Source organism: Streptomyces sp. NPDC058864, from assembly GCF_042742985.1.
In the GTDB taxonomy this organism is placed as follows: Bacteria; Actinomycetota; Actinomycetes; order Streptomycetales; family Streptomycetaceae; genus Actinacidiphila.
In genome coordinates this window covers 15458-36103 of the sequence record NZ_JBHYMQ010000065.1, presented here as the reverse complement: position 1 = coordinate 36103, position 20646 = coordinate 15458, and the positions used below count along the sequence as shown (strand labels likewise).

At 71.0% G+C, this 20646-nt stretch carries 19 protein-coding genes and 1 tRNA gene; 18 read left to right on the top strand and 2 right to left on the bottom strand.

Going from position 1 to position 20646, the window contains the following annotated elements:
- Positions 1-13 precede the first annotated feature (13 nt).
- Together ACFW3D_RS33520 and ACFW3D_RS33515 are read left to right on the top strand one after the other, a co-directional pair.
- Positions 14-187 (top strand): helix-turn-helix transcriptional regulator, encoded by a 174-nt coding sequence (locus ACFW3D_RS33520; RefSeq protein ID WP_396346225.1) that lies wholly within the window; start codon positions 14-16, stop codon positions 185-187.
- A complete protein-coding gene (locus ACFW3D_RS33515; protein ID WP_500510758.1) occupies positions 184-1557 on the top strand; it encodes a tyrosine-type recombinase/integrase in 1374 nt (457 codons plus the stop codon). Before ACFW3D_RS33520 ends, ACFW3D_RS33515 begins: the two co-directional genes overlap by 4 nt.
- A 61-nt stretch (positions 1558-1618) precedes the next feature.
- Here the strand turns inward: ACFW3D_RS33515 and ACFW3D_RS33510 are convergent, their stop codons facing one another.
- Positions 1619-2263 carry a hypothetical protein gene (locus ACFW3D_RS33510; protein ID WP_500510756.1) on the bottom strand — a complete coding sequence of 215 codons (645 nt, stop codon included), beginning with the start codon at positions 2261-2263 and terminating at the stop codon, positions 1619-1621.
- Between the two features lie 277 nt (positions 2264-2540).
- Positions 2541-2612 (bottom strand) — tRNA-Arg (locus tag ACFW3D_RS33505).
- A 237-nt stretch (positions 2613-2849) separates the two neighbouring features.
- Here ACFW3D_RS33505 and ACFW3D_RS33500 point away from each other — a divergent pair.
- The 16 genes from ACFW3D_RS33500 (at position 2850) to ACFW3D_RS33425 (ending at position 20550) form a co-directional block, all read left to right on the top strand.
- A complete protein-coding gene (locus tag ACFW3D_RS33500; RefSeq protein ID WP_500510787.1) occupies positions 2850-3275 on the top strand; it encodes a response regulator in 426 nt (141 codons plus the stop codon).
- A gap of 116 nt (positions 3276-3391) precedes the next feature.
- Positions 3392-4369, top strand: a complete 978-nt coding sequence (gene nrtL / locus ACFW3D_RS33495; RefSeq protein ID WP_500510753.1) for an ArgS-related anticodon-binding protein NrtL — start codon at positions 3392-3394, stop codon at positions 4367-4369.
- Positions 4370-4388: 19 nt separating this feature from the next.
- Positions 4389-5780: a diaminopimelate decarboxylase gene (gene lysA / locus ACFW3D_RS33490; RefSeq protein WP_500510751.1), complete on the top strand. Its 1392-nt coding sequence runs from the start codon at positions 4389-4391 to the stop codon at positions 5778-5780.
- Positions 5781-5909: 129 nt separating this feature from the next.
- Positions 5910-7256: a homoserine dehydrogenase gene (locus ACFW3D_RS33485; RefSeq protein WP_500510785.1), complete on the top strand. Its 1347-nt coding sequence runs from the start codon at positions 5910-5912 to the stop codon at positions 7254-7256.
- 7 nt (positions 7257-7263) lie between these two features.
- A complete protein-coding gene (thrC, locus tag ACFW3D_RS33480; RefSeq protein ID WP_500510749.1) occupies positions 7264-8352 on the top strand; it encodes a threonine synthase in 1089 nt (362 codons plus the stop codon).
- Between the two features lie 261 nt (positions 8353-8613).
- Positions 8614-9537 (top strand): homoserine kinase, encoded by a 924-nt coding sequence (thrB, locus tag ACFW3D_RS33475; protein ID WP_500510747.1) that lies wholly within the window; start codon positions 8614-8616, stop codon positions 9535-9537.
- Between the two features lie 398 nt (positions 9538-9935).
- A complete protein-coding gene (gene rho / locus ACFW3D_RS33470) occupies positions 9936-11858 on the top strand; it encodes a transcription termination factor Rho (RefSeq protein WP_500510745.1) in 1923 nt (640 codons plus the stop codon).
- Between the two features lie 254 nt (positions 11859-12112).
- Complete coding sequence (locus ACFW3D_RS33465) at positions 12113-13252, top strand: LCP family protein (RefSeq protein WP_500510742.1); 1140 nt, start codon at positions 12113-12115, stop codon at positions 13250-13252.
- A 123-nt stretch (positions 13253-13375) separates the two neighbouring features.
- The gene (gene rpmE, locus ACFW3D_RS33460; protein ID WP_431965655.1) at positions 13376-13600 is read left to right on the top strand and encodes a 50S ribosomal protein L31; all 225 of its coding nucleotides are present in this window, start codon (positions 13376-13378) and stop codon (positions 13598-13600) included.
- A 115-nt stretch (positions 13601-13715) separates the two neighbouring features.
- On the top strand, positions 13716-14804 hold the full coding sequence (gene prfA, locus ACFW3D_RS33455) for a peptide chain release factor 1 (RefSeq protein WP_500510740.1): 1089 nt from the start codon (positions 13716-13718) through the stop codon (positions 14802-14804).
- 16 nt (positions 14805-14820) lie between these two features.
- Positions 14821-15666 (top strand): N5-glutamine methyltransferase family protein, encoded by an 846-nt coding sequence (gene prmC / locus ACFW3D_RS33450; RefSeq protein WP_499514031.1) that lies wholly within the window; start codon positions 14821-14823, stop codon positions 15664-15666.
- A gap of 31 nt (positions 15667-15697) precedes the next feature.
- The gene (locus tag ACFW3D_RS33445; protein WP_500325356.1) at positions 15698-16345 is read left to right on the top strand and encodes an L-threonylcarbamoyladenylate synthase; all 648 of its coding nucleotides are present in this window, start codon (positions 15698-15700) and stop codon (positions 16343-16345) included.
- Positions 16342-16974, top strand: coding sequence for an arsenate reductase/protein-tyrosine-phosphatase family protein (locus tag ACFW3D_RS33440; RefSeq protein WP_499602491.1), 633 nt, complete (start codon positions 16342-16344; stop codon positions 16972-16974). The genes ACFW3D_RS33445 and ACFW3D_RS33440 overlap by 4 nt, the downstream gene beginning before the upstream one ends.
- Positions 16975-17153: 179 nt before the next feature.
- The gene (glyA, locus tag ACFW3D_RS33435; protein WP_500510738.1) at positions 17154-18455 is read left to right on the top strand and encodes a serine hydroxymethyltransferase; all 1302 of its coding nucleotides are present in this window, start codon (positions 17154-17156) and stop codon (positions 18453-18455) included.
- A 118-nt stretch (positions 18456-18573) separates the two neighbouring features.
- Positions 18574-19881, top strand: coding sequence for an MraY family glycosyltransferase (locus ACFW3D_RS33430; protein WP_500510736.1), 1308 nt, complete (start codon positions 18574-18576; stop codon positions 19879-19881).
- 255 nt (positions 19882-20136) lie between these two features.
- Positions 20137-20550 carry a Cg1360 family ATP-synthase-associated protein gene (locus tag ACFW3D_RS33425; RefSeq protein ID WP_500510734.1) on the top strand — a complete coding sequence of 138 codons (414 nt, stop codon included), beginning with the start codon at positions 20137-20139 and terminating at the stop codon, positions 20548-20550.
- Positions 20551-20646 lie beyond the last annotated feature (96 nt).

The following is a 20646-nucleotide window of genomic DNA, read 5'->3' as shown; positions in this document are numbered from 1 at the left end:
CCGCGACGAGCTGATGACCGTCCCGCAGATCCTCGCCGAGCTCGGCGGGGTGTCCCGACGCACCTTCTATCGCTGGCGCGAACTGGGCCACGGCCCGGACGCCTTCAAGCTGCCGAATGGCGAGCTGCGCGTGTGGCGCAGCGACTTCGTTGCCTGGCTTAGGCAATTGGAGGAGACCGCGGCATGAAGTCTCTGCAGGTCAAAATCTGGGGCGTCCGTAAGCGGCCCTACAAGACACCGTCATACGACGTGCGCTGGTCGGTGGCCGGCCAGGTGTTCTCCGAGACTTTCAGGACGAAGGGCCTCGCCGATCACTACCGCTCCAAACTGCTGCGGGCCTCGCACGACGGTGAGGAGTTCGACGTCGAGAGCGGCCTCCCTGAGTCGATGGCGGAGAAGAAGGCCTCACTGACCTGGTACGAATTCGCGCTCAAGTACCTGGCCATGAAGTGGCCGCACGCAGCGCCGAACACTCGCGTCAGCATCAATGAATCCCTGGCATCGGTGACCGTGGCACTCCTCGACGAGCGTCCTGGCCGACCGCCCGCGGAGGTGTTGCGCAAGGCCCTTCGCAATTGGGCATTCGTCCTGCCGGGGCCGAAAGATCGGGAAATCCCACAGGACATAGGAAATGTCCTTCACTGGGTTGTCAAAGCTTCGCGCCCCCTCGCTGATCTCGGTGACCCCGTGACCGGACGCGCCGTACTCGACTCCCTCAAGCTCAAGCTCGACGGAACTGCCGCAGCTGCCGAAACCGTACGTCGGAAGCGCCGGACCCTCGTCAACGCCATGCATTACGCGGTCGACCTGGGCGAGTTCTCTGAGAATCCGCTCGCCGGCGTGCGGTGGCAAAAGCCCAAGGTTTCCAGCGAAGTAGACCCTCGGGTTGTCGCCAACCCTCACCAGGCCCGCTCCCTGCTGTGCGCCGTGTCCTATGTCGGCGGCTACCGGCGTGCCCGTGGTCGACGTCTGGTCGGCCTGTTCGCGGCGATGTACTTCGGGGGCTTGCGCCCCGCAGAAGCGGTCGGGCTTGCCGAGACTGATCTCACCCTGCCCGCCACCGGATGGGGCTCCGCCCTGCTGCACCGAACGCGCCCGAGTGTCGGGAAGCTGTGGACCGATTCGGGGGAGAGCCATGACGATCGCGGGCTGAAGAACCGGCCGGCCGAGGACGTGCGGCGGGTTCCGATCCCTCCGCAGCTCGTGGCGATCTTCCGGGAACACGTGGACACGTTCGGCACGGCCGACGACGGACGGCTGTTCTTCAGTGAGGGTGGGGGAGTGGTCTCCTCGTCCTCCTACTATCGGGCCTGGCAGGAGGCTCGCCTGCTTGCGCTACCGCCGGCCGTGACCGCATCGCCCCTGGCCCGGCGTCCGTACGACCTGCGGCACTCGGCGCTGTCTACGTGGCTGAACGCCGGGGTGGACGCCACCGAGGTCGCCGAACGGGCAGGCAACAGCGTGGAGGTCCTGCTGAGCCGGTATGCCAAGTGCATCGACGGGCGGCAGGAGGTCGCCAACCGCCGGATCGAGGACCTGTTACGCGAGTACGAGTGACACCCGCCTGATCACATCTGGGGCCCCTGGCAAGTTGTCCAGGGGCCCCTTGTTCTGTCCATCAACGTGACTCGGTGGCCTGAGCTGGCTCGGCGGCGAGTAGGTGCTGAAGCTTTCTCCGCTCGCTGTCGAGGACACTGAGCATCTGCGCACGAGTCTGCTCGAAGTGAGGGTCGGCCTCGACGCCGAGGTCATGTCGCAGGGTGACCTTTAGCAGGTGTACGCCATCGGAGAGCGGGCCGCTGAACCATGCCTTCGCCCGCTCATAGGCCCCGTCGCGGTCGGCGCTGCTCGGCAACTGCTTGACGACTGAGTACCCGACTCCGAGCGCCCTGTTGAGCTTCGACGCTACGCCCAGGACGTCCTTAGCGAGCACCATCTGTGCTTGAGAGTACTGGTCGGCCCAGGCCTCCTTGGCGGCGTCGAGAGCTGCCGGGTCGACGCTTTCACCACGCTCGGATGCTCGAACGGCGTCTCGGGCTGCTACGCGGTAGGCGCGAGCCGTCGTGTTCAGAGCGGCGTAGAGATCGCGTTTAGCTTGCAGAGCTTGCTCCTGGCGCTTCCGCTCCTGTTCGCGCTCAGTACGCTCGATTTGCTCCCGGCTGGCACGCTGGCTGAGTACAGCGCCACCCAGAGTTCCGCCGAGCGTTCCTCCGACGCTGATGAGTGCGACGGCAAGCGTGGTCACATCCACGAGATCCCCCACCCGTTAATTCGTTCGCCCATACCTGACGGCGCCGGCACGACAGCATGCTCAGGCCGCCTTGCGGCATGATCCAACCCGAGGCGAGGGTAGCGGCGCTCAGGGCTACTCGACCCTGGATGAGTGTCATTACCTGCGGAAATGCCTCAAGATCCCGTCCACGGATAGTCCACAGGCCCCGTCCCACGCCCACTTTCGGCGGCATACGGCTGCGCATACGCAAAGACCCCGCACTCAGCGTCTTGGCTGGTGGCGGGGTCTTTCGGCACCTCGTGCGAGGTGCCCCCGGCAGGATTCGAACCTGCGCACACGGCTCCGGAGGCCGTTGCTCTATCCCCTGAGCTACGGGGGCGTGTCGTCCGCCGTGGCGGCGACGGGTGAAACCTTACCAGCCTGGAAGGGGTGTCCGTGTACAGGGTTTCCGGGGAAGCGGGTTGCGGGTGGGGAGGGGGTGCCGGGCGTGCCCCGAGCCGCGTGCCCGTGGCATAGCCCATGGCGGCGGGGTGTGTCCGGCGCACCCGTGCCGGGTCCCCCGGTCGGGGAAGGAATGGGGAAAACGCGGACGCATCCGATCCGGCGCGCCTAGGCTCTGAATGTGCCGGGCGTGTCCGGCCGGGTGCTTGTCGTCGACGACAACAAGGTCATCCGGCAGCTGATCAGGGTCAACCTCGAGCTGGAGGGCTTCGAGGTCGTGACCGCGGCCGATGGTGCCGAGTGCCTGGACGTCGTGCAGCAGGTGCGCCCCGATGTCGTCACCCTGGACGTCGTCATGCCCCGCCTCGACGGGATAAGGACGGCGGCCCGCCTCCGCTCCGATCCCCGCACCCGTGACGTGCGGATCGTCGTCGTCAGCGCCTGCACCCAGGCCGAGGTCGAGCGCGCCATCGCCGCCGGCGTGGACGCCTTCCTCAGCAAGCCCTTCGAGCCCGGCGAGCTGATCCGTGTCGTACGGCGGCTCGTCGGCGTCGAAGCTCCGCAGGAAGGCACCCCCGCCGGCACCCCGGGCACCGCCTGACCGCGGGTGCTCGCGGGTGGCCGCCGGTGGACCGCGATGACCAGGGGTGATCAGGGGTGCCCAAAGGGTGAAACCCGTTCGCGTCCGCACCCCCCTCCTCGCCTACGCTTGCGCTTGTGACCCCCGCTGAGCTCTCCCGCACCGTGCTCGCCACGGTCCGTCGCGCCGTGGAGGCCGACGAGCTCAGCCTCGCGGGCCCGGTGCCCGAGCGGGTCGTCGTACGCAGGCCGCCGCGCCCCGGGTGCGGGGACTACGCCACCAACGTGGCCCTGCAACTGGCCCCCCTGACCGGCGTCGCGCCGCTCGCCGTCGCCGACGTCATCGGCCGCCGGCTCGCTGCCGCCCCCGGCATCGCCCGGGTGGACGTCGCCGCACCCGGTTTCCTCAACATCACCCTCCAGGGCGAGTCCCATGAGGCCCTCGTCGATCTCGTACGCGAACAGGGCCACCGCTACGGCGTCGGGGAGCACCGGGCCCTCCCCGAACCCGCACCCACCGGCGACGCCCGCGCCGACACCTACGCCGCCGCCCTCCGCCGGCTCCACGCGGTCACCGGCATCGAGCCGCCCGCCCGCCGGCCGCACCCCGTGCGCGCGACGGCGGACGAACTGCTCCGCACCCTCGGCGCCGACGCCACCGCCTGGGCCCTGCTGCGTCCGCCCGCCGAGGACGCCCCCCGCACCGACCCCGCGACGCACCTGGTGCAGCGCGAGGGCAACCCCCTGTTCCTGGTCCGGTACGCTCACGCCCGCAGCCGGGCCCTGCTCCGCGGCGCCCACGACCTGGGTCTGGAGCCTGGGGCCGCATCCGGCCACCGGGACCCCGCGGAGGCCGAACTGCTCGGCCTGATCGCCGACTTCCCCCGTACCGTGGAGGCCGCGGCCCGGCACGGCGCGCCCGACCGGGTGGCGCGGCTGCTGGAGCGCACCGCCGACGCCTTCCTCCGCTTCCACGACGAGTGCCCGGCGCTGCCGAAGGGCGAGGAGAAACCCTCGGCCGTTCACGGGGCCCGTCTGGCGCTCGCCGACGCCGCCGGGACCGTGCTCGCCAACGGCCTGACCCTGCTCGGCATCAGCGCCCCCCGACACCTGTGAGAGCAGAGAGCACACGACGATGAGCCGTTCCGCACACCCCGCCGGGCCCCGTTACGCCGACGTCCTCCCCGAGGGCCACTACGCGGCGCCGCCCGCCGACCTGAACGCCCTGGACCCCCGGGTCTGGGCCCGTACCGTCACCCGGGACGCCGAGGGCGTCGCCACCGTGGGCGGCCTGGACGTCCGCGGCCTCGCGGAGGAGTTCGGCACCCCCGCCTACATCCTGGACGAGGCCGACTTCCGGGCCCGCTGCCGTGCCTGGCGCGAGGCCTTCGGGGCGGACGCCGACGTCTTCTACGCGGGCAAGGCCTTCCTGTCCCGCGCCGTGGTGCGCTGGCTGCACGAGGAGGGCCTCAACCTCGACGTGTGCTCCGGCGGCGAACTGGCCGTGGCGCTGTCGGCGGGGATGCCGGCCGACCGGATCGCGCTGCACGGCAACAACAAGACCACCGCGGAGATCCGCCAGGCCGTCGAGGCCGGGGTGGGGCGGATCGTGGTGGACTCGTTCCAGGAGATCGTCCGGGTGGCGGACGCCGCCCGGAAGGCGGGCAGGCGGCAGCGGGTGCAGATCCGCGTCACCGTCGGCGTCGAGGCGCACACCCACGAGTTCATCGCCACCGCGCACGAGGACCAGAAGTTCGGCTTCTCCCTCACCGGCGGGGACGCGGCCGAGGCGGTGCGCCGGGTGCTGCGCCTGGACTCGCTCGAACTGGTCGGCATCCACTCGCACATCGGCTCGCAGATCTTCGACACCTCCGGCTTCGAGGTGGCGGCGCACCGCGTGATCGGGCTGCTGCGCCAGATCCGTGACGAGCACGGGGTCGAGCTGCCCGAGATCGACCTCGGCGGCGGCCTCGGCATCGCGTACACCCCGGACGACGACCCGCGCGAGCCGCACGAGATCGCCAAGTCGCTGGGCGAGATCGTCTCCCGCGAGTGCCGGGGGGCGGAGCTCGCCGTGCCGCGGCTGTCGGTCGAGCCGGGCCGGGCGATCGTGGGCCCGACGGCGTTCACCCTGTACGAGGTGGGCACGATCAAGCCGCTGGAGGGCCTGCGGACGTACGTGAGCGTGGACGGCGGGATGTCGGACAACATCCGCACCGCGCTGTACGACGCCGAGTACAGCGTGGCCCTGGTCTCGCGGTCGAGCGACGCCGAGCCGATGCTGACCCGGGTCGTCGGCAAGCACTGCGAGTCGGGCGACATCGTGGTGCGCGACGCCTTCCTCCCCGCCGACCTGGCACCCGGCGACCTGCTGGCGGTGCCGGCGACGGGGGCGTACTGCCGCTCGATGGCCAGCAACTACAACCACGCCCTGCGCCCCCCGGTGGTCGCTGTCAAGGAGGGCGAGGCCCGGGTGATCGTCCGGCGCGAGACGGAAGAAGATCTCCTGCGTCTCGACGTCGGCTGACGTGGAATCTCACATAGAAGAAGACCGGTCTCGCGATCCGGACAGCACGTGGAAACTTCCGTCCGGTGCGTGAGACTGGGACCGTCCAAGAGGCTTGAAAGAGCTGAAACCGCGAAGCGAGGTCGGATGATGCGTACGCGTCCGCTGAAGGTGGCGCTGCTGGGCTGTGGTGTGGTCGGCTCAGAGGTGGCGCGCATCATGACGACGCACGCGGACGACCTCGCCGCGCGGATCGGCGCACCCGTGGAGCTCGCCGGGATCGCCGTGCGTCGGCCCAACCGGGTGCGCGCCGGCGTGCCCGCGGAACTGCTCACCACGGACGCGACCGCCCTGGTCAAACGCGGGGACATCGACGTGGTCGTCGAGGTGATCGGCGGCATCGAGCCGGCCCGCTCCCTGATCACCACCGCCTTCGAGCACGGCGCGAGCGTCGTGTCCGCCAACAAGGCGCTGCTCGCCGCGGACGGTGCCGCGCTGCACGCCGCGGCCGTCGAGCACGAGGTGGACCTCTACTACGAGGCCGCGGTCGCCGGCGCCATCCCGCTGATCCGCCCGCTGCGCGAGTCGCTGGCCGGCGACAAGGTCAACCGGGTGCTGGGGATCGTCAACGGCACGACCAACTTCATCCTCGACAAGATGGACACCACCGGCGCCGGCTACTCCGAGGCGCTGGACGAGGCCACCGCCCTGGGCTACGCCGAGGCCGATCCGACCGCCGACGTCGAGGGCTTCGACGCCGCCGCCAAGGCCGCGATCCTGGCAGGTATCGCCTTCCACACCCGGGTGACCATCGGCGACGTGCACCGCGAGGGGATCACCGAGGTCACCGCGGCCGACATCGCCTCGGCCCAGCGGATGGGCTGCACGGTGAAGCTGCTCGCGATCTGCGAGCGCAGCGCCGACGGGCGTTCGGTCACCGCCCGCGTCCATCCGGCGATGATCCCGCTGACCCACCCGCTGGCCAGCGTGCGCGAGGCGTACAACGCGGTCTTCGTGGAGGCCGCGGCCGCCGGTCAGCTGATGTTCTACGGCCCCGGGGCGGGCGGCTCGCCGACGGCCTCGGCGGTGCTCGGTGACCTGGTGGCGACCTGCCGCAACAAGCTGGCGAGCACCACCGGGCCGGGGGAGTCCGCGTACGCGCAGCTCACCGTGAGCCCGATGGGCGACGTGGTGACGCGCTACCACATCAGCCTGGACGTGGCGGACAAACCGGGTGTCCTGGCCCAGGTGGCCACGGTCTTCGCGGAGCACCAGGTGTCGATCGACACGGTGCGGCAGCAGGGCAGGAATCAGGGCGGCGGCGACGGGGTCGCCGCCGAACAGGGCGGTGGCGGGCGACGGGAGGGCGGGGAGGCGTCGCTCGTCGTGGTCACTCACCGGGCGCCGGACGCGGCGCTCGGGGCGACCGTCGAGGCGCTGCGCAAGCTCGACACCGTCCGGGGCGTCGCCAGCATCATGCGTGTGGAAGGGGAGTAACCCAGCGATGAACGCAGTCTCCGCCGGCCGTGTGCCGGCCACCCACCAGTGGCGCGGCCTCATCGAGGAGTACCGGGACCGCCTCCCGGTCGGCCCGGCGACCCCCGTGGTCACGCTGCTGGAGGGCGGCACCCCGCTGGTCCCCGCCCAGGTGCTGTCCGAGCGCACGGGCTGTGACGTGTTCCTGAAGGTGGAGGGCGCCAACCCCACCGGCTCCTTCAAGGACCGCGGCATGACCATGGCGATCTCCAAGGCCAAGGAGGAGGGCGCGCAGGCGGTCATCTGCGCCTCCACCGGCAACACCTCCGCCTCGGCCGCCGCCTACGCGGTGCGGGCCGGGATGGTGTGCGCCGTCCTGGTGCCGCAGGGCAAGATCGCGCTCGGCAAGATGGGCCAGGCGCTGGTGCACGGGGCGCGGATCCTGCAGGTCGACGGCAACTTCGACGACTGCCTGGACCTCGCCCGCGGCCTGTCCGACAAGTATCCGGTGGCGCTGGTCAATTCGGTGAACCCGGTCCGCATCGAGGGCCAGAAGACCGCCGCCTTCGAGATCGTGGACGCGCTCGGTGACGCGCCGGACGTCCATGTGCTGCCGGTCGGCAACGCCGGGAACATCACGGCGTACTGGAAGGGCTACCGCGAATACTCCGCGGACGGCGTGTCGACGCGCAATCCGCGCATGTGGGGTTTCCAGGCCTCCGGCGCCGCGCCGATCGTGCTGGGCCACCCGGTGCGGGCGCCGCAGACGATCGCCACCGCGATCCGCATCGGCAACCCGGCGTCCTGGCAGTTCGCCGAGGAGGCGCGGGACGAATCCGGCGGCCTGATCGACTCGGTGACGGACCGTCAGATCCTGGCGGCCTACCGGCTGCTCGCCGCGCAGGAGGGCGTCTTCGTCGAGCCGGCCTCCGCCGCGAGCGTCGCCGGGCTGCTGAAGGCCGCCGAGCAGGGCCAGGTCGACCCGGGCCAGCGGATCGTCTGCACGGTCACCGGCAACGGCCTGAAGGACCCCGACTGGGCGGTGGCCGGCGCGCCGCAGCCCGTCACCGTTCCGGTGGACGCGGACGCGGCGGCGGAGCGGCTCGGGCTGCTCTGACCCCCGAGGCACAGCAGGGGCGCACGGATTCGCACGCGACACGCATCACGCGCTGTCCGTGCGCCCTATGTCGCAGGAGAACCTTCCTTCGATAGGCTGACCTCACACCGGCGCCGCCGCACGCCGTTCTGGCCCATGCCATTGGCATCCTCCTCGCGGGATCCCCTTGGTACGGTCCCCCAAGTCCTCGCCGCCGTACGGCAACGATGCCGCGGCATCGCGAGGCGGATACGCCCTTGAACCAAGGAGAGTCATCGAACGATGGCCGGACCAGCCTTCCGCGCCGCCGCCGTCCGAGTGCGCGTCCCCGCGACCAGCGCCAACCTCGGACCGGGCTTCGACGCCTTCGGCCTGGCGCTCGGACTCTACGACGACGTCGTGGTCCGGGTGGCCGACTCCGGTCTGCACGTCGACATCGCCGGCGAAGGCGCCGACTCGCTCTCCCGCGACGAGAACCACCTGGTCGTACGCGCCCTGCGGACCGCCTTCGACCTGCTCGGCGGACAGCCGCGCGGCCTGGAGGTGGTGTGCGCCAACCGCATCCCGCACGGCCGCGGTCTGGGCTCCTCCTCCGCCGCCATCTGCGCCGGCATCATGGCCGCGCGCGCGGTGACGATAGGCGGGCAGGACAAGCTCGACGACGCCGCGCTGCTGGAGCTGGCCAACGAGATCGAGGGCCACCCGGACAACGTCGCCGCCTGTCTGCTCGGCGGCTTCACGCTGGCCTGGACCGAGGGCGGGGCCGCCCACGCGGTCCGGATGGACCCCTCCGAGTCGGTCGTGCCGGTGGTCTTCGTACCCGGCAGGCCGGTGCTGACCGAGACCGCCCGGGGGTTGCTGCCGCGCACCGTCCCGCACGTGGACGCCGCGGTCAACGCGGGACGCGCCGCGCTGCTCGTCGAGGCCCTCACCCGGCGCCCCGACCTGCTGCTCCCCGCCACCGAGGACCGGTTGCACCAGGAGTACCGGGCGCCCGCGATGCCGGAGAGCACGGCACTGGTGAACCGACTGCGCGCCGAGGGCGTCCCCGCTGTCATCTCGGGTGCGGGACCCACGGTGCTGGCGCTGGCGGACGAGGACACCGCCGACAAGGTCTCCCGGCTGGCGGGCGAGGGATGGGCGGCGAACCGCCTGGCCCTCGACGCGGCGGGGGCGAGTGTGCTGCCTCTTGCAGTGGGGCAGTGACACGATTGCCGGTCGTAGAGAGGGGGAATGTTTGTTGGATCCGGTAGTGTTAATCTCATTGCTGCACCCGTGGACTCAGGAACCCGCCTGTTGTACCTGTTGTCCCGGTGCCTTGTGTCCCGCATCGGGACCGCCCAATCTTCCGGGAGCCTCCCACACCGCATAGGCAGCCTGCCTGGGCAGTGCCGAGCACGCTCCGGAGACGGCGCGGGTGACATTTCACCCGAGAGTGAACTCTCGCCTCGCCGGTAACTGTGTTTTTTTGTTCCACATCATTTCCTCCGCCATCAGGCGGACCACCGCCCCGGGTCCGGCGCAAGTGATAAGGACCGGATCCGGACAGCACGACCGGTCGCCGAGCCAGACAGGCCGACGTCCGCTCCAGGGAAGGACCCTTCGTGAGCGACACCACCGATCTGATGGGCGTACGCGCAGACAGCCCTGTCGCCGCGTCCGATGCTGCCGCGCCTGCCACCGGTGCTGCCACTGCCCCCGCCGCGCGGCGCCGCCGCGCGGGTACCGGTCTTGAGGGCATGGTCCTGGCCGAGCTGCAGCAGCTCGCCTCCGGTCTCGGCATCAAGGGCACCGCGCGGATGCGCAAGAGCCAGCTCATCGAGACCATCAAGGCCGCGCAGTCCGGCGGCGGTGCCAAGGCCTCCGCCGCCGAGGGCGCGCCCGCCGCCGAGAAGCCGAAGCGCCGGGCCACCTCGCGCACCCGTACGGGTGAATCCGCCGAGGCCGGCAACCAGGGCGCCGAGCAGCAGCCGAAGCAGATCGAGATCCCCGGCCAGCCGGCCGGCGAGAAGGCCGCGCCCGCGGCCAAGGGCAAGGCGGAGTCCGCCAGGTCCGAGCAGTCCGCCGAGGGCCGTGCCGAGGCCGCCGTGGACAGCGCCGAGGGCAAGTCCGGTGAGGGCAAGGGCGGCGACGACCGCCGCGAGAGCCGCCGTGACCGTCAGCGGGACCGGCAGCGCGACCGCCGCAAGGGCGGCGAGGACGGCGGCCAGCAGCGCCAGCAGCAGGGCGGCGGCCAGGGCCAGCAGCAGGGCGGCGGCCCCCAGGGTGGCCAGGACGACTACGACGACGAGAGCGGCGGCCGCCGCCGCAGGGGCCGTTACCGCGACCGCCGTGGCCGCGGCGGCAACCGCCGCGACGACTTCGCGGGCGAGCCGCAGGTCGCCGACGACGACGTGCTGATCCCGGTCGCCGGCATCCTGGACATCCTCGACAACTACGCGTTCATCCGGACCTCCGGCTACCTGCCCGGCCCGAACGACGTGTACGTCTCGCTCGCCCAGGTCCGCAAGAACGGCCTGCGCAAGGGCGACCACGTCACGGGTGCCGTCCGGCAGCCGAAGGACGGCGAGCGCCGCGAGAAGTTCAACGCGCTGGTCCGCCTGGACTCCGTCAACGGCATGGCGCCCGAGAGCGGCCGCGGCCGCCCGGAGTTCGGCAAGCTCACCCCGCTCTACCCGCAGGAGCGGCTGCGGCTGGAGAACGAGCCCGGCCAGCTGATCACCCGGATCATCGACCTGGTCGCCCCGATCGGAAAGGGCCAGCGCGGCCTGATCGTGGCCCCGCCGAAGACCGGTAAGACGATCATCATGCAGGCCATCGCCAACGCGATCACCCGCAACAACCCCGAGTGCCACCTGATGGTCGTCCTCGTCGACGAGCGTCCGGAAGAGGTCACCGACATGCAGCGGTCGGTCAAGGGCGAGGTCATCTCCTCGACCTTCGACCGTCCCGCCGAGGACCACACCACGGTCGCCGAGCTCGCCATCGAGCGCGCCAAGCGACTGGTGGAGCTGGGCCACGACGTCGTCGTCCTGCTGGACTCCATCACCCGTCTGGGCCGCGCGTACAACCTCGCGGCGCCCGCCTCCGGCCGCATCCTGTCCGGTGGTGTCGACTCGACCGCGCTGTACCCGCCGAAGCGCTTCTTCGGTGCCGCGCGCAACATCGAGGACGGCGGCTCGCTGACCATCCTGGCCACCGCGCTGGTCGAGACCGGCTCGCGCATGGACGAGGTGATCTTCGAGGAGTTCAAGGGCACCGGCAACATGGAGCTCAAGCTCGACCGGAAGCTCGCCGACAAGCGGATCTTCCCGGCGGTGGACGTCGACCCGTCCGGTACCCGCAAGGAGGAGATCCTGCTGGCTCCGGACGAGCTGAACATCGTCTGGAAGCTGCGCCGGGTGCTGCACGCGCTCGACTCGCAGCAGGCGATCGAGCTGCTGCTGGACAAGATGAAGCAGACCAAGTCCAACGCCGAGTTCCTGATGCAGATCGCCAAGACCACCCCGGGCGGCAACAACGACTGACGCCACGGCGTCGGCACGGCCCAGGAGGCCGGTCCGGTCACTTCGGTGACGGGACCGGCCTCCCGTCGTCCGCGGCCGTCCGTGCCCCGCCACGGCACCGACCGGATGGCTCTCACCTGCGGCGGGTCCGGCGCGTCCCGAGGCGGGGCGGCCCCGGACCCGCTGTCATTGCCCTGTGCGGGCACCCCTCGCGTGGCTGATCACCGGACGGGGTATCCCGATCATAAGGAGTCGAATCAGGACAAGAGGAGCCGATGCCCGAGCACGCGGACGACGGACGAGCCGCCCGGCGACGCCTTCGCAGCCCGAGCCTGCGCAGCCCCCGCCGGCGGGCCCTGCGGATCACCGCATGGGTCGTGGCGACGTTCCTGCTGCTGACCACCACCGCCGTCGGATGCCTCTACCTCAAGCTCAACGGCAACATCAGGGGCATCGACATCAACGCCCTCCTCGGGCGGGACCGGCCGGCCGACGTCGACAACGGCTCGATGGACATCCTGGTCCTCGGCTCCGACTCCCGTTCGGGCAGCAACCAGAAGGCCGGCGGCGGCACGGACGACGGCACCGCCCGCTCCGACACCGCGATGATCGTCCACGTCTACCAGGGGCACGACAGGGCGAGCGTGGTCAGCATCCCCCGCGACACCCTCGTCGACCGCCCGGCCTGCGCCGAGCCCGGCGGCGGCACCGCCCCTCCCCGCCGGGGCGAGATGTTCAACGAGGCGTACGCGATCGGCGGCCCGGCCTGCGCGGTCAAGACGGCCGAGACGATGACCGGCATCCGCATGGACCACTACATCGAGGTCGACTTCGCCGGCTTCCAGCACCTCATCGACGCCCTCGGCGGGGTCACCGTCACCACCAGCCAGGCCATTAGCGACAACCGCAGCCATCTGCACCTGCCGGCCGGCACCCACCACCTCGACGGCAAGCAGGCCCTCGGCCTGGTCCGCACCCGGCACGGGGTGGGGGACGGCAGCGACCTGGGCCGGATAAGGCTGCAGCAGGCCTTCCTGAAGGCCCTGGTGGACCGGGTGAACGGCATCGGGCTGCTGAGCTCGCCGACCCGGCTCTACGAGATCGCCGACACCGCCACCGGCGCCATCACCACCGACTCGGAGCTGGCGTCCGTCAAGAAGCTGGTCGGCCTCGGGGAGAGCCTGAAGGGTCTGGGCTCCAAGGACATCGGCATGGTCACCATGCCGGTGCGGTACGACCCCGCCGATCCCAACCGCGTCCTGCCGATCGCCGACCAGGCGGAGCAGGTCTGGGCGGCGCTGCGGGCCGACAGGCCGATCCCCCGGTCCGCCACCAAGGGCTCGGCGGGTGACGACGTCGACACGAACGGTGTGGTCAGGAGCTCGTCGCAGCCGCCCGCCGGGGGATCGGAATAGATCACCCGGGCACCCGGTTTGGGGAGATGCGGCCAGTGCTGGCAGACTGGTACGTCGGCCCCGGTTCACGTGACGCAAGCCCGCAGCACGACCCGGGACCCTCCCGAACACTAGGAGAATCCCTTGAAGCGCGACATCCACCCGGAGTACGTGGAGACGCAGGTCAGCTGCACCTGCGGCAACTCGTTCACCACCCGTAGCACCGTCACCGAGGGCGTCATCCGCGCCGACGTGTGCTCCGCGTGCCACCCGTTCTACACGGGCAAGCAGAAGATCCTCGACACCGGTGGCCGCGTGGCCCGCTTCGAGGCCCGCTTCGGCAAGGCGGCCGGGTCCGCCAAGAAGTAGCGACCCGAAAGCGCCGGTCCGCGGCTGCCCGGATATCCTCCGGCGGCCGGACCGGCGCTTTGTCGTCCCAGGCTGGCACACCGGCGTTCACCCCTTTTCACGAGCAGGGATCCTGATGTTCGAGGCGGTCGAGGAACTGATCGGCGAGTACGCCGACCTCGAGAAGAAGCTTGCCGACCCGGCGGTCTTCGCGGACCAGGCCAACGCGCGCAGGCTCAACAAGCGCTATGCCGAGCTGACCCCCATCATCGGCACCTACCGCGGCTGGAAGCAGACGGGCGAGGACATCGGGACCGCCCGCGAACTCGCCGCGGACGACCCGGACTTCGCCGCCGAGGTGAAGGACCTGGAGCGGCAGCGCGAGGAGCTCACCGAGAAGCTGCGGCTGCTGCTCGTCCCGCGCGACCCCAGCGACGACAAGGACGTGATCCTCGAGGTCAAGGCCGGCGAGGGCGGCGAGGAGTCCGCGTTGTTCGCGGGCGACCTGCTGCGGATGTACCTGCGCTACGCCGAGCGTGCGGGCTGGAAGACCGAGATCATCGACGCCAACGCCTCCGACCTCGGCGGCTACAAGGACGTCCAGGTCGCGGTGAAGACCAAGGGCGGAGGCGGCGCCACCGAGCCCGGCCAGGGCGTCTGGGCCCGGCTGAAGTACGAGGGCGGCGTGCACCGCGTCCAGCGCGTGCCGGCCACCGAGTCGCAGGGCCGCATCCACACCTCGGCGGCGGGCGTGCTCGTCACGCCGGAGGCCGAGGAGGTCGAGGTCGAGATCAACGCGAACGACCTGCGCATCGACGTCTACCGCTCTTCCGGCCCCGGCGGCCAGTCGGTCAACACCACCGACTCCGCGGTCCGGATCACCCACCTGCCCACCGGCATCGTCGTCTCCTGCCAGAACGAGAAGAGCCAGCTGCAGAACAAGGAGCAGGCGATGCGCATCCTGCGCTCCCGGCTGCTGGCCGCCGCGCAGGAGGAGGCGGAGCGCGAGGCCTCCGACGCCCGCCGCAGCCAGGTGCGCACCGTGGACCGCAGCGAGCGCATCCGTACGTACAACTTCCCGGAGAACCGCATCTCCGACCACCGCGTCGGCTTCAAGGCGTACAACTTGGACCAGGTCCTCGACGGGGAACTGGACGCGGTGATCCAGGCCTGCGTCGACGCCGACTCGGCCGCCAAGCTGGCTGCCGCGGGCGACGGAAGCTGAACCGGAGGCGGAGAACGTGAACCTGCTGCTCGCCGAGGTCGCCCAGGCGACCCAGCGGCTGGCCGACGCCGGCGTTCCCTCGCCGCGGTTCGACGCCGAGGAGCTCGCGGCGTACGTGCACGGGGTGAAGCGCGGCGCGCTGCACACCGTCGCCGACGCCGACTTCGACGCGCGCTACTGGGAGGCCGTGGCCCGCCGTGAGGCCCGCGAGCCGCTGCAGCACATCACGGGCCGCGCGTTCTTCCGCTACCTGGAGCTCCAGGTCGGTCCCGGGGTGTTCGTGCCCCGACCGGAGACCGAGTCGGTCGTCGGGTGGGCCATAGACGCGGTGCGCGCCATGGACGTCGCCGAGCCGCTCATCGTCGACCTGTGCACGGGTTCGGGCGCCATCGCGCTGGCCCTGGCGCAGGAGGTGCCGCGCAGCCGGGTGCACGCGGTGGAACTGTCCGACGAGGCGCTGGTGTGGGCCCGCAAGAACGTCGAGGGCAGCAAGGTCGACCTGCGGCAGGGGAACGCCCTGGAGGCCTTCCAGGACCTCAACGGCCAGGTGGACCTGGTGATCTCCAACCCGCCCTACATCCCGCTCACCGAATGGGAGCACGTGGCGCCGGAGGCCCGCGACCACGACCCCGAGATGGCGTTGTTCTCAGGTGAGGACGGCCTGGACACCATCCGCGGCATCGAGCGCACCGCGCACCGGCTGCTGCGGCCCGGCGGCGTCGTCGTCATCGAGCACGCCGACACCCAGGGCGGCCAGGTGCCCTGGATCTTCACGGAGGAGGCCGGCTGGGCGGACGCCGCCGACCACCCCGACCTCAACAACCGTCCCCGGTTCACCACTGCCCGCAAGGCGACGCCGTGACCACGGCGCCGCACGTCATGGAGGTCTGCTGATGGCACGGCGTTACGACTGCTCGGACGCGACGGACCGGGTTGCCGGACTGCGCGAGGCCGCGTCCGCCGTACGCCGCGGCGAGCTCGTGGTGCTGCCCACCGACACCGTCTACGGGATCGGCGCGGACGCGTTCAACACCGAGGCCGTCGGCGACCTGCTGGAGGCCAAGGGCCGGGGCCGCAACATGCCCTCGCCCGTGCTGGTCGGCTCCCCGAACACCCTGCACGGCCTGGTCACCGACTTCAGCGAGCAGGCCTGGGAGCTGGTCGACGCCTTCTGGCCGGGCGCGCTGACCCTCGTCGCCCGTCACCAGCCCTCGCTCCAGTGGGACCTGGGGGACACCCGCGGCACCGTCGCCGTCCGCATGCCGCTGCACCCGGTCGCCATCGAACTGCTGACCGAGACCGGCCCGATGGCCGTCTCCAGCGCCAACCTGACCGGTCACCCCTCGCCGCAGGACTGCGACGCGGCGCAGGAGATGCTGGGCGACTCCGTCGCGATCTACCTCGACGGCGGCCCGACGCCCGCGGCCGTGCCGTCCTCCATCGTGGACGTCACCGGCAAGGTGCCCGTCCTGCTGCGGGCGGGTGCGATCAGCGCGGAGCAGCTCCGCGAGGTCGTACCCGACCTGGAGGTCGGCAATTGACACCGCCCATACCCGGGCAGTGGGATCACGGCGAGCGTCCGTTCCGCATCCTCCACGTCTGCACCGGAAACGTCTGCCGCTCGCCGATGGCCGAGCGGCTGACCCGGCACGAACTGACGCTGCGGCTCGGTGACGGCGCCGCGGGGATCGTCGTGGAGAGCGCCGGCACCTGGGGGCACGAGGGCGCGCCGATGGAGGCGCACGCCGCGACGGTGCTCGCCGAGTACGCCGCCGACCCGACGGGATTCCTCGGGCGCGAACTGCTCGACGACCACGTGATCGACGCCGACCTCGTCCTGACCGCGACCCGCGACCACCGCGCCCAGGTGATCTCCATGGGGCACGCGGCGGGGCTGCGCACCTTCACGCTCAAGGAGTTCACCCGGCTGGTGAAGGCGATAGACCCGGCGACGCTGCCGGAGGGCAGCGTGACCGAGCGCGCGCGCTCCCTGGTGCGCGCCGCCGCGGCGCTGCGCGGATGGCTGCTGGCGCCCACCGCCGACGCGGACGAGGTGTACGACCCGTACGGCGCCCCGCTGACGTTCTTCCGCAGCATCGGCGAGGAGATACACGACGCGCTGGACCCCGTCATGACCGCGCTCACGGGGGTTCCGGCGCCCACCGCCTGACCGTCCGGGCGGAAGGTTTCACCGCGCCGTGCCCCGGCCCCGGGGCGGGCGCCGGGGCACCGTGGCGCGGCCCCCGGCGGAAACCCGGCCCCCGGTGGAGCACAACGCGGCGCGAAATGTCCGGAAGGGTGCAACAGTGGCAGGTGAGAACCTTCCCAGCCGCCCCCGGGAGCGCCGCCATGCCCACCGCGGAAGCGTCTTCACCCCACATAGTCACCCCCACGCTCCCGGCCGGGGACCGCGGCCTCGACGAGCTGCGCGCCCATGACCCCGAGCTCGCCGACATCCTCCTCGGGGAGGCCCAGCGGCAGGCCTCGTGCCTGCAGTTGATCGCGGGCGAGAACTTCACCTCGCCGGCCGTCCTGACGGCGCTCGGCTCGCCGCTCGCCAACAAGTACGCGGAGGGCTACCCCGGTCACCGCCACCACGCCGGGTGCGAGCTGGTCGACCTGGCCGAGCGGCTGGCCGTGGAAAGGGCCACACGGCTGTTCGGAGCCGCGCACGCGAACGTGCAGCCCTACTCCGGCTCCTCGGCCGTGCTGGCCGCCTACGCGGCCCTCCTGGTCCCCGGGGACACCGTCCTGGCGATGTCGCTGGCCCATGGCGGCCACCTCACCCACGGATCGGAGTCCAACTTCTCCGGCCGCTGGTTCCGCTTCGCCGGCTACGGGGTGACCCGGGGGGAGACCTTCGAGGAGGGCGGCCTGATCGACTACGAGCAGTTGCGGGACCTGGCCCACCGGCACCGCCCGAAGGCGATCGTCTGCGGTGGCATCGCCTACCCCCGGCACATCGACTACGCCGCCTTCCGGGAAATCGCGGACGACGTCGGCGCGTACCTGATCGTGGACGCCGCGCACACCCTCGGCCTGGTCGCCGGCGGCGCCGCCCCCAACCCGGTGCCGTACGCGGACGTGGTGTGCGCCACCACGCACAAGACGCTGCGCGGCCCGCGCGGCGGGCTGGTCCTGTGCGGTGCCGACCTGGCCCAGCGCATCGACCGGGCGGTCTTCCCCTTCTCGCAGGGCGGCCCGCACATGCACGCCGTCGCGGCGAAGGCGGCGGCCCTGGCCGAGGCGGCGCGGCCGGAGTTCGCGCTGTACGCGCACCAGGTCGTCGCCAACGCCCGTACGCTCGCCGGCGCGCTCGCCGCGCACGGCCTGCGCATCGCCACCGGCGGCACGGACACCCATCTGATCGCCGCCGACGTGTCGGCGCTCGGCGTCACGGGGATGCGCGCCCGCGGCCTGTGCGCGGCCGCCGGGATCGTGCTGGACAAGTACACGCTGCCGTACGACACCGAGCCCTGCGCGGCCGGTTCCGGAATCCGTCTGGGCACCGCGTCGGTGACCACCCAGGGGATGCGCGAGGAACAGATGCCGCAGGTCGCGGACCTGATCGTGCGGGCGCTGCGGGAGGAGCGGGGACTGGCCGGCGAGGTCGCGGAACTGGTGGAGGGGTTCCCCCCGTACCCCGGCTGAGACGCGCTTCACAGGGGGGCCGGGCCACCCCCGTGAGTGGCATGTGCAACCCTGGGTACCCGCTGTGAGTCTTCGTCTGTGTTTACAGTCGCCACCCGGACGCGAATAGGGTGTGCCCGTGCGCGAGTACCTCTTGACCCTGTGCGTGGCAGCAGCCGTGACCTACCTCCTCACGGGGCCGGTGCGGAAGTTCGCCATCGCGGCAGGTGCCATGCCCGAGATCCGCGATCGTGACGTCCATCGAGAACCCACGCCACGCCTCGGTGGCATCGCCATGTTCGGCGGCCTGTGCGCGGGTCTGCTGGTGGCGGCCCACCTGACCAACCTCAAGAGCGTCTTCGAGCTCTCCAACGAGCCAAGGGCGCTGCTCTCCGGCGCCGGACTGATCTGGCTGCTGGGCGTGCTGGACGACAAGTGGGGCGTGGACGCCCTGATCAAGCTGGGCGCGCAGATGATCGCGGCCGGCGTGATGGTGCTGCAGGGCCTCACCGTGCTGTGGCTGCCGATCCCGGGCAAGGGCATCGTCGCGCTCACACCGGTGCAGTCGACGCTGCTGACCGTGGCCCTGGTGGTGATCACGATCAACGCGGTGAACTTCGTCGACGGACTCGACGGACTCGCGTCCGGAATGGTGTGCATCGCCGCGATCGCGTTCTTCATGTACGCGTACCGCATCTGGTACGGCTACGGCATCGAGGCCGCCGCTCCGGCGACGCTGTTCAGCGCCATCCTCATCGGGATGTGCCTGGGCTTCCTGCCGCACAACCTGCATCCCGCGCGGATCTTCATGGGCGACTCGGGCTCGATGCTGATCGGCCTGGTGCTGGCCTCCGGCGCCATCTCGATCACCGGCCAGACCGACCCCGACGCCATCACCAACCTCACCGGCTCGACCCGGGACACCACGCACTTCATGGTGCCGGTCTACATGCCCCTGGTGCTGCCGCTGACGCTCATCGCGATCCCCGCGGCCGACCTGGTGCTGGCCATCGTCCGCCGCACCTGGAACGGTCAGTCGCCGTTCGCCGCCGACCGCGGGCACCTCCACCACCGGCTGCTGGACATCGGCCACTCGCACAGCCGGGCCGTGTGGATCATGTACTTCTGGTCCGCGCTGATCGCCTTCGGCGCGGTCGCCTTCGCGGTCAACTCCTCCAGCCTGTGGATCGTCCTGGGCATCGTGATGCTGAGCGCCATGGGGCTGAGCGCCCTGCTCATGCCGCGCTTCCGGCCCCGGGCCCCGCGCTGGGCGGAGGCGTTCGTCCCGCCGCGCTACCGCCGTACCCAGGCGGACGCCGCGCAGGCGGCCCACGCCGCCGCCGCGGCCGCCATCGCCGCAGGGGAGGCTCCCGGCGTCAACGGCGCGACCGCGCTGAGCGCGCGGTCCCTGGTGGACGCCGGCCGCGGCGCGGGCAGCCGTTCGTAGGCGGGCCGCCCGATAGCACACCGGTATCGCGGCGTGGGGGAGACACCGCGAGGAGTACTCCTTCCGTGTGACAGGTCACACACGAACCGGGTAAAGACCTCATCAAATAGTTTGTGATACCGTTCACGAGAACCCGGAATCAAGCCGAAAGACCCTAGTGCGATGGTCTTCCGGCGTGAGGCATGTCCTCGACGCCGGGCTACCCTCGTCCTCGACGACCCCTGTACTTCCAACCTCGCCGGAGGAGCTGCCGCCATGCAGTCCAACGACGTCCGAACGCTTCTGAACTGCGCCGTGCCCGCCGCCGCCGCGGGGGTGATCGCGGTCGCTGTCTCCAGCGCGCTCGCGGGCGGCAAGGGCGCGATCGGTGCGGGCTTCGGCGCGGTGGTGGTGATCGCGTTCATGGGAATCGGTCTGACGGTGCTTCAGCGCACCGCCCGTTCCTACCCCACGCTGTTCCAGGCGATGGGCCTGATGCTCTACACCGTCCAGCTGCTGCTGCTCGCCATCGTGCTGGCCGTCTTCAAGCACACGACGCTGTTCGACACCCAGGTGTTCGCCTTCACCCTGCTCGGCACGACCCTGGTGTGGATCGCCGCCCAGGCCCGTGCTCATATGAAGACCAAGATGCTGTACGTGGAGCCCGGATCCGCCGGAACTTCACCGTGAAAAGCAGGGCCGGTGCAAGCGAACTTCCGCTCGTTTGCTATCGTCCGGTCTCAACTGCGGCAGAGCTGGCGCGGGTGGCAGTCATGCCTTCGCAAC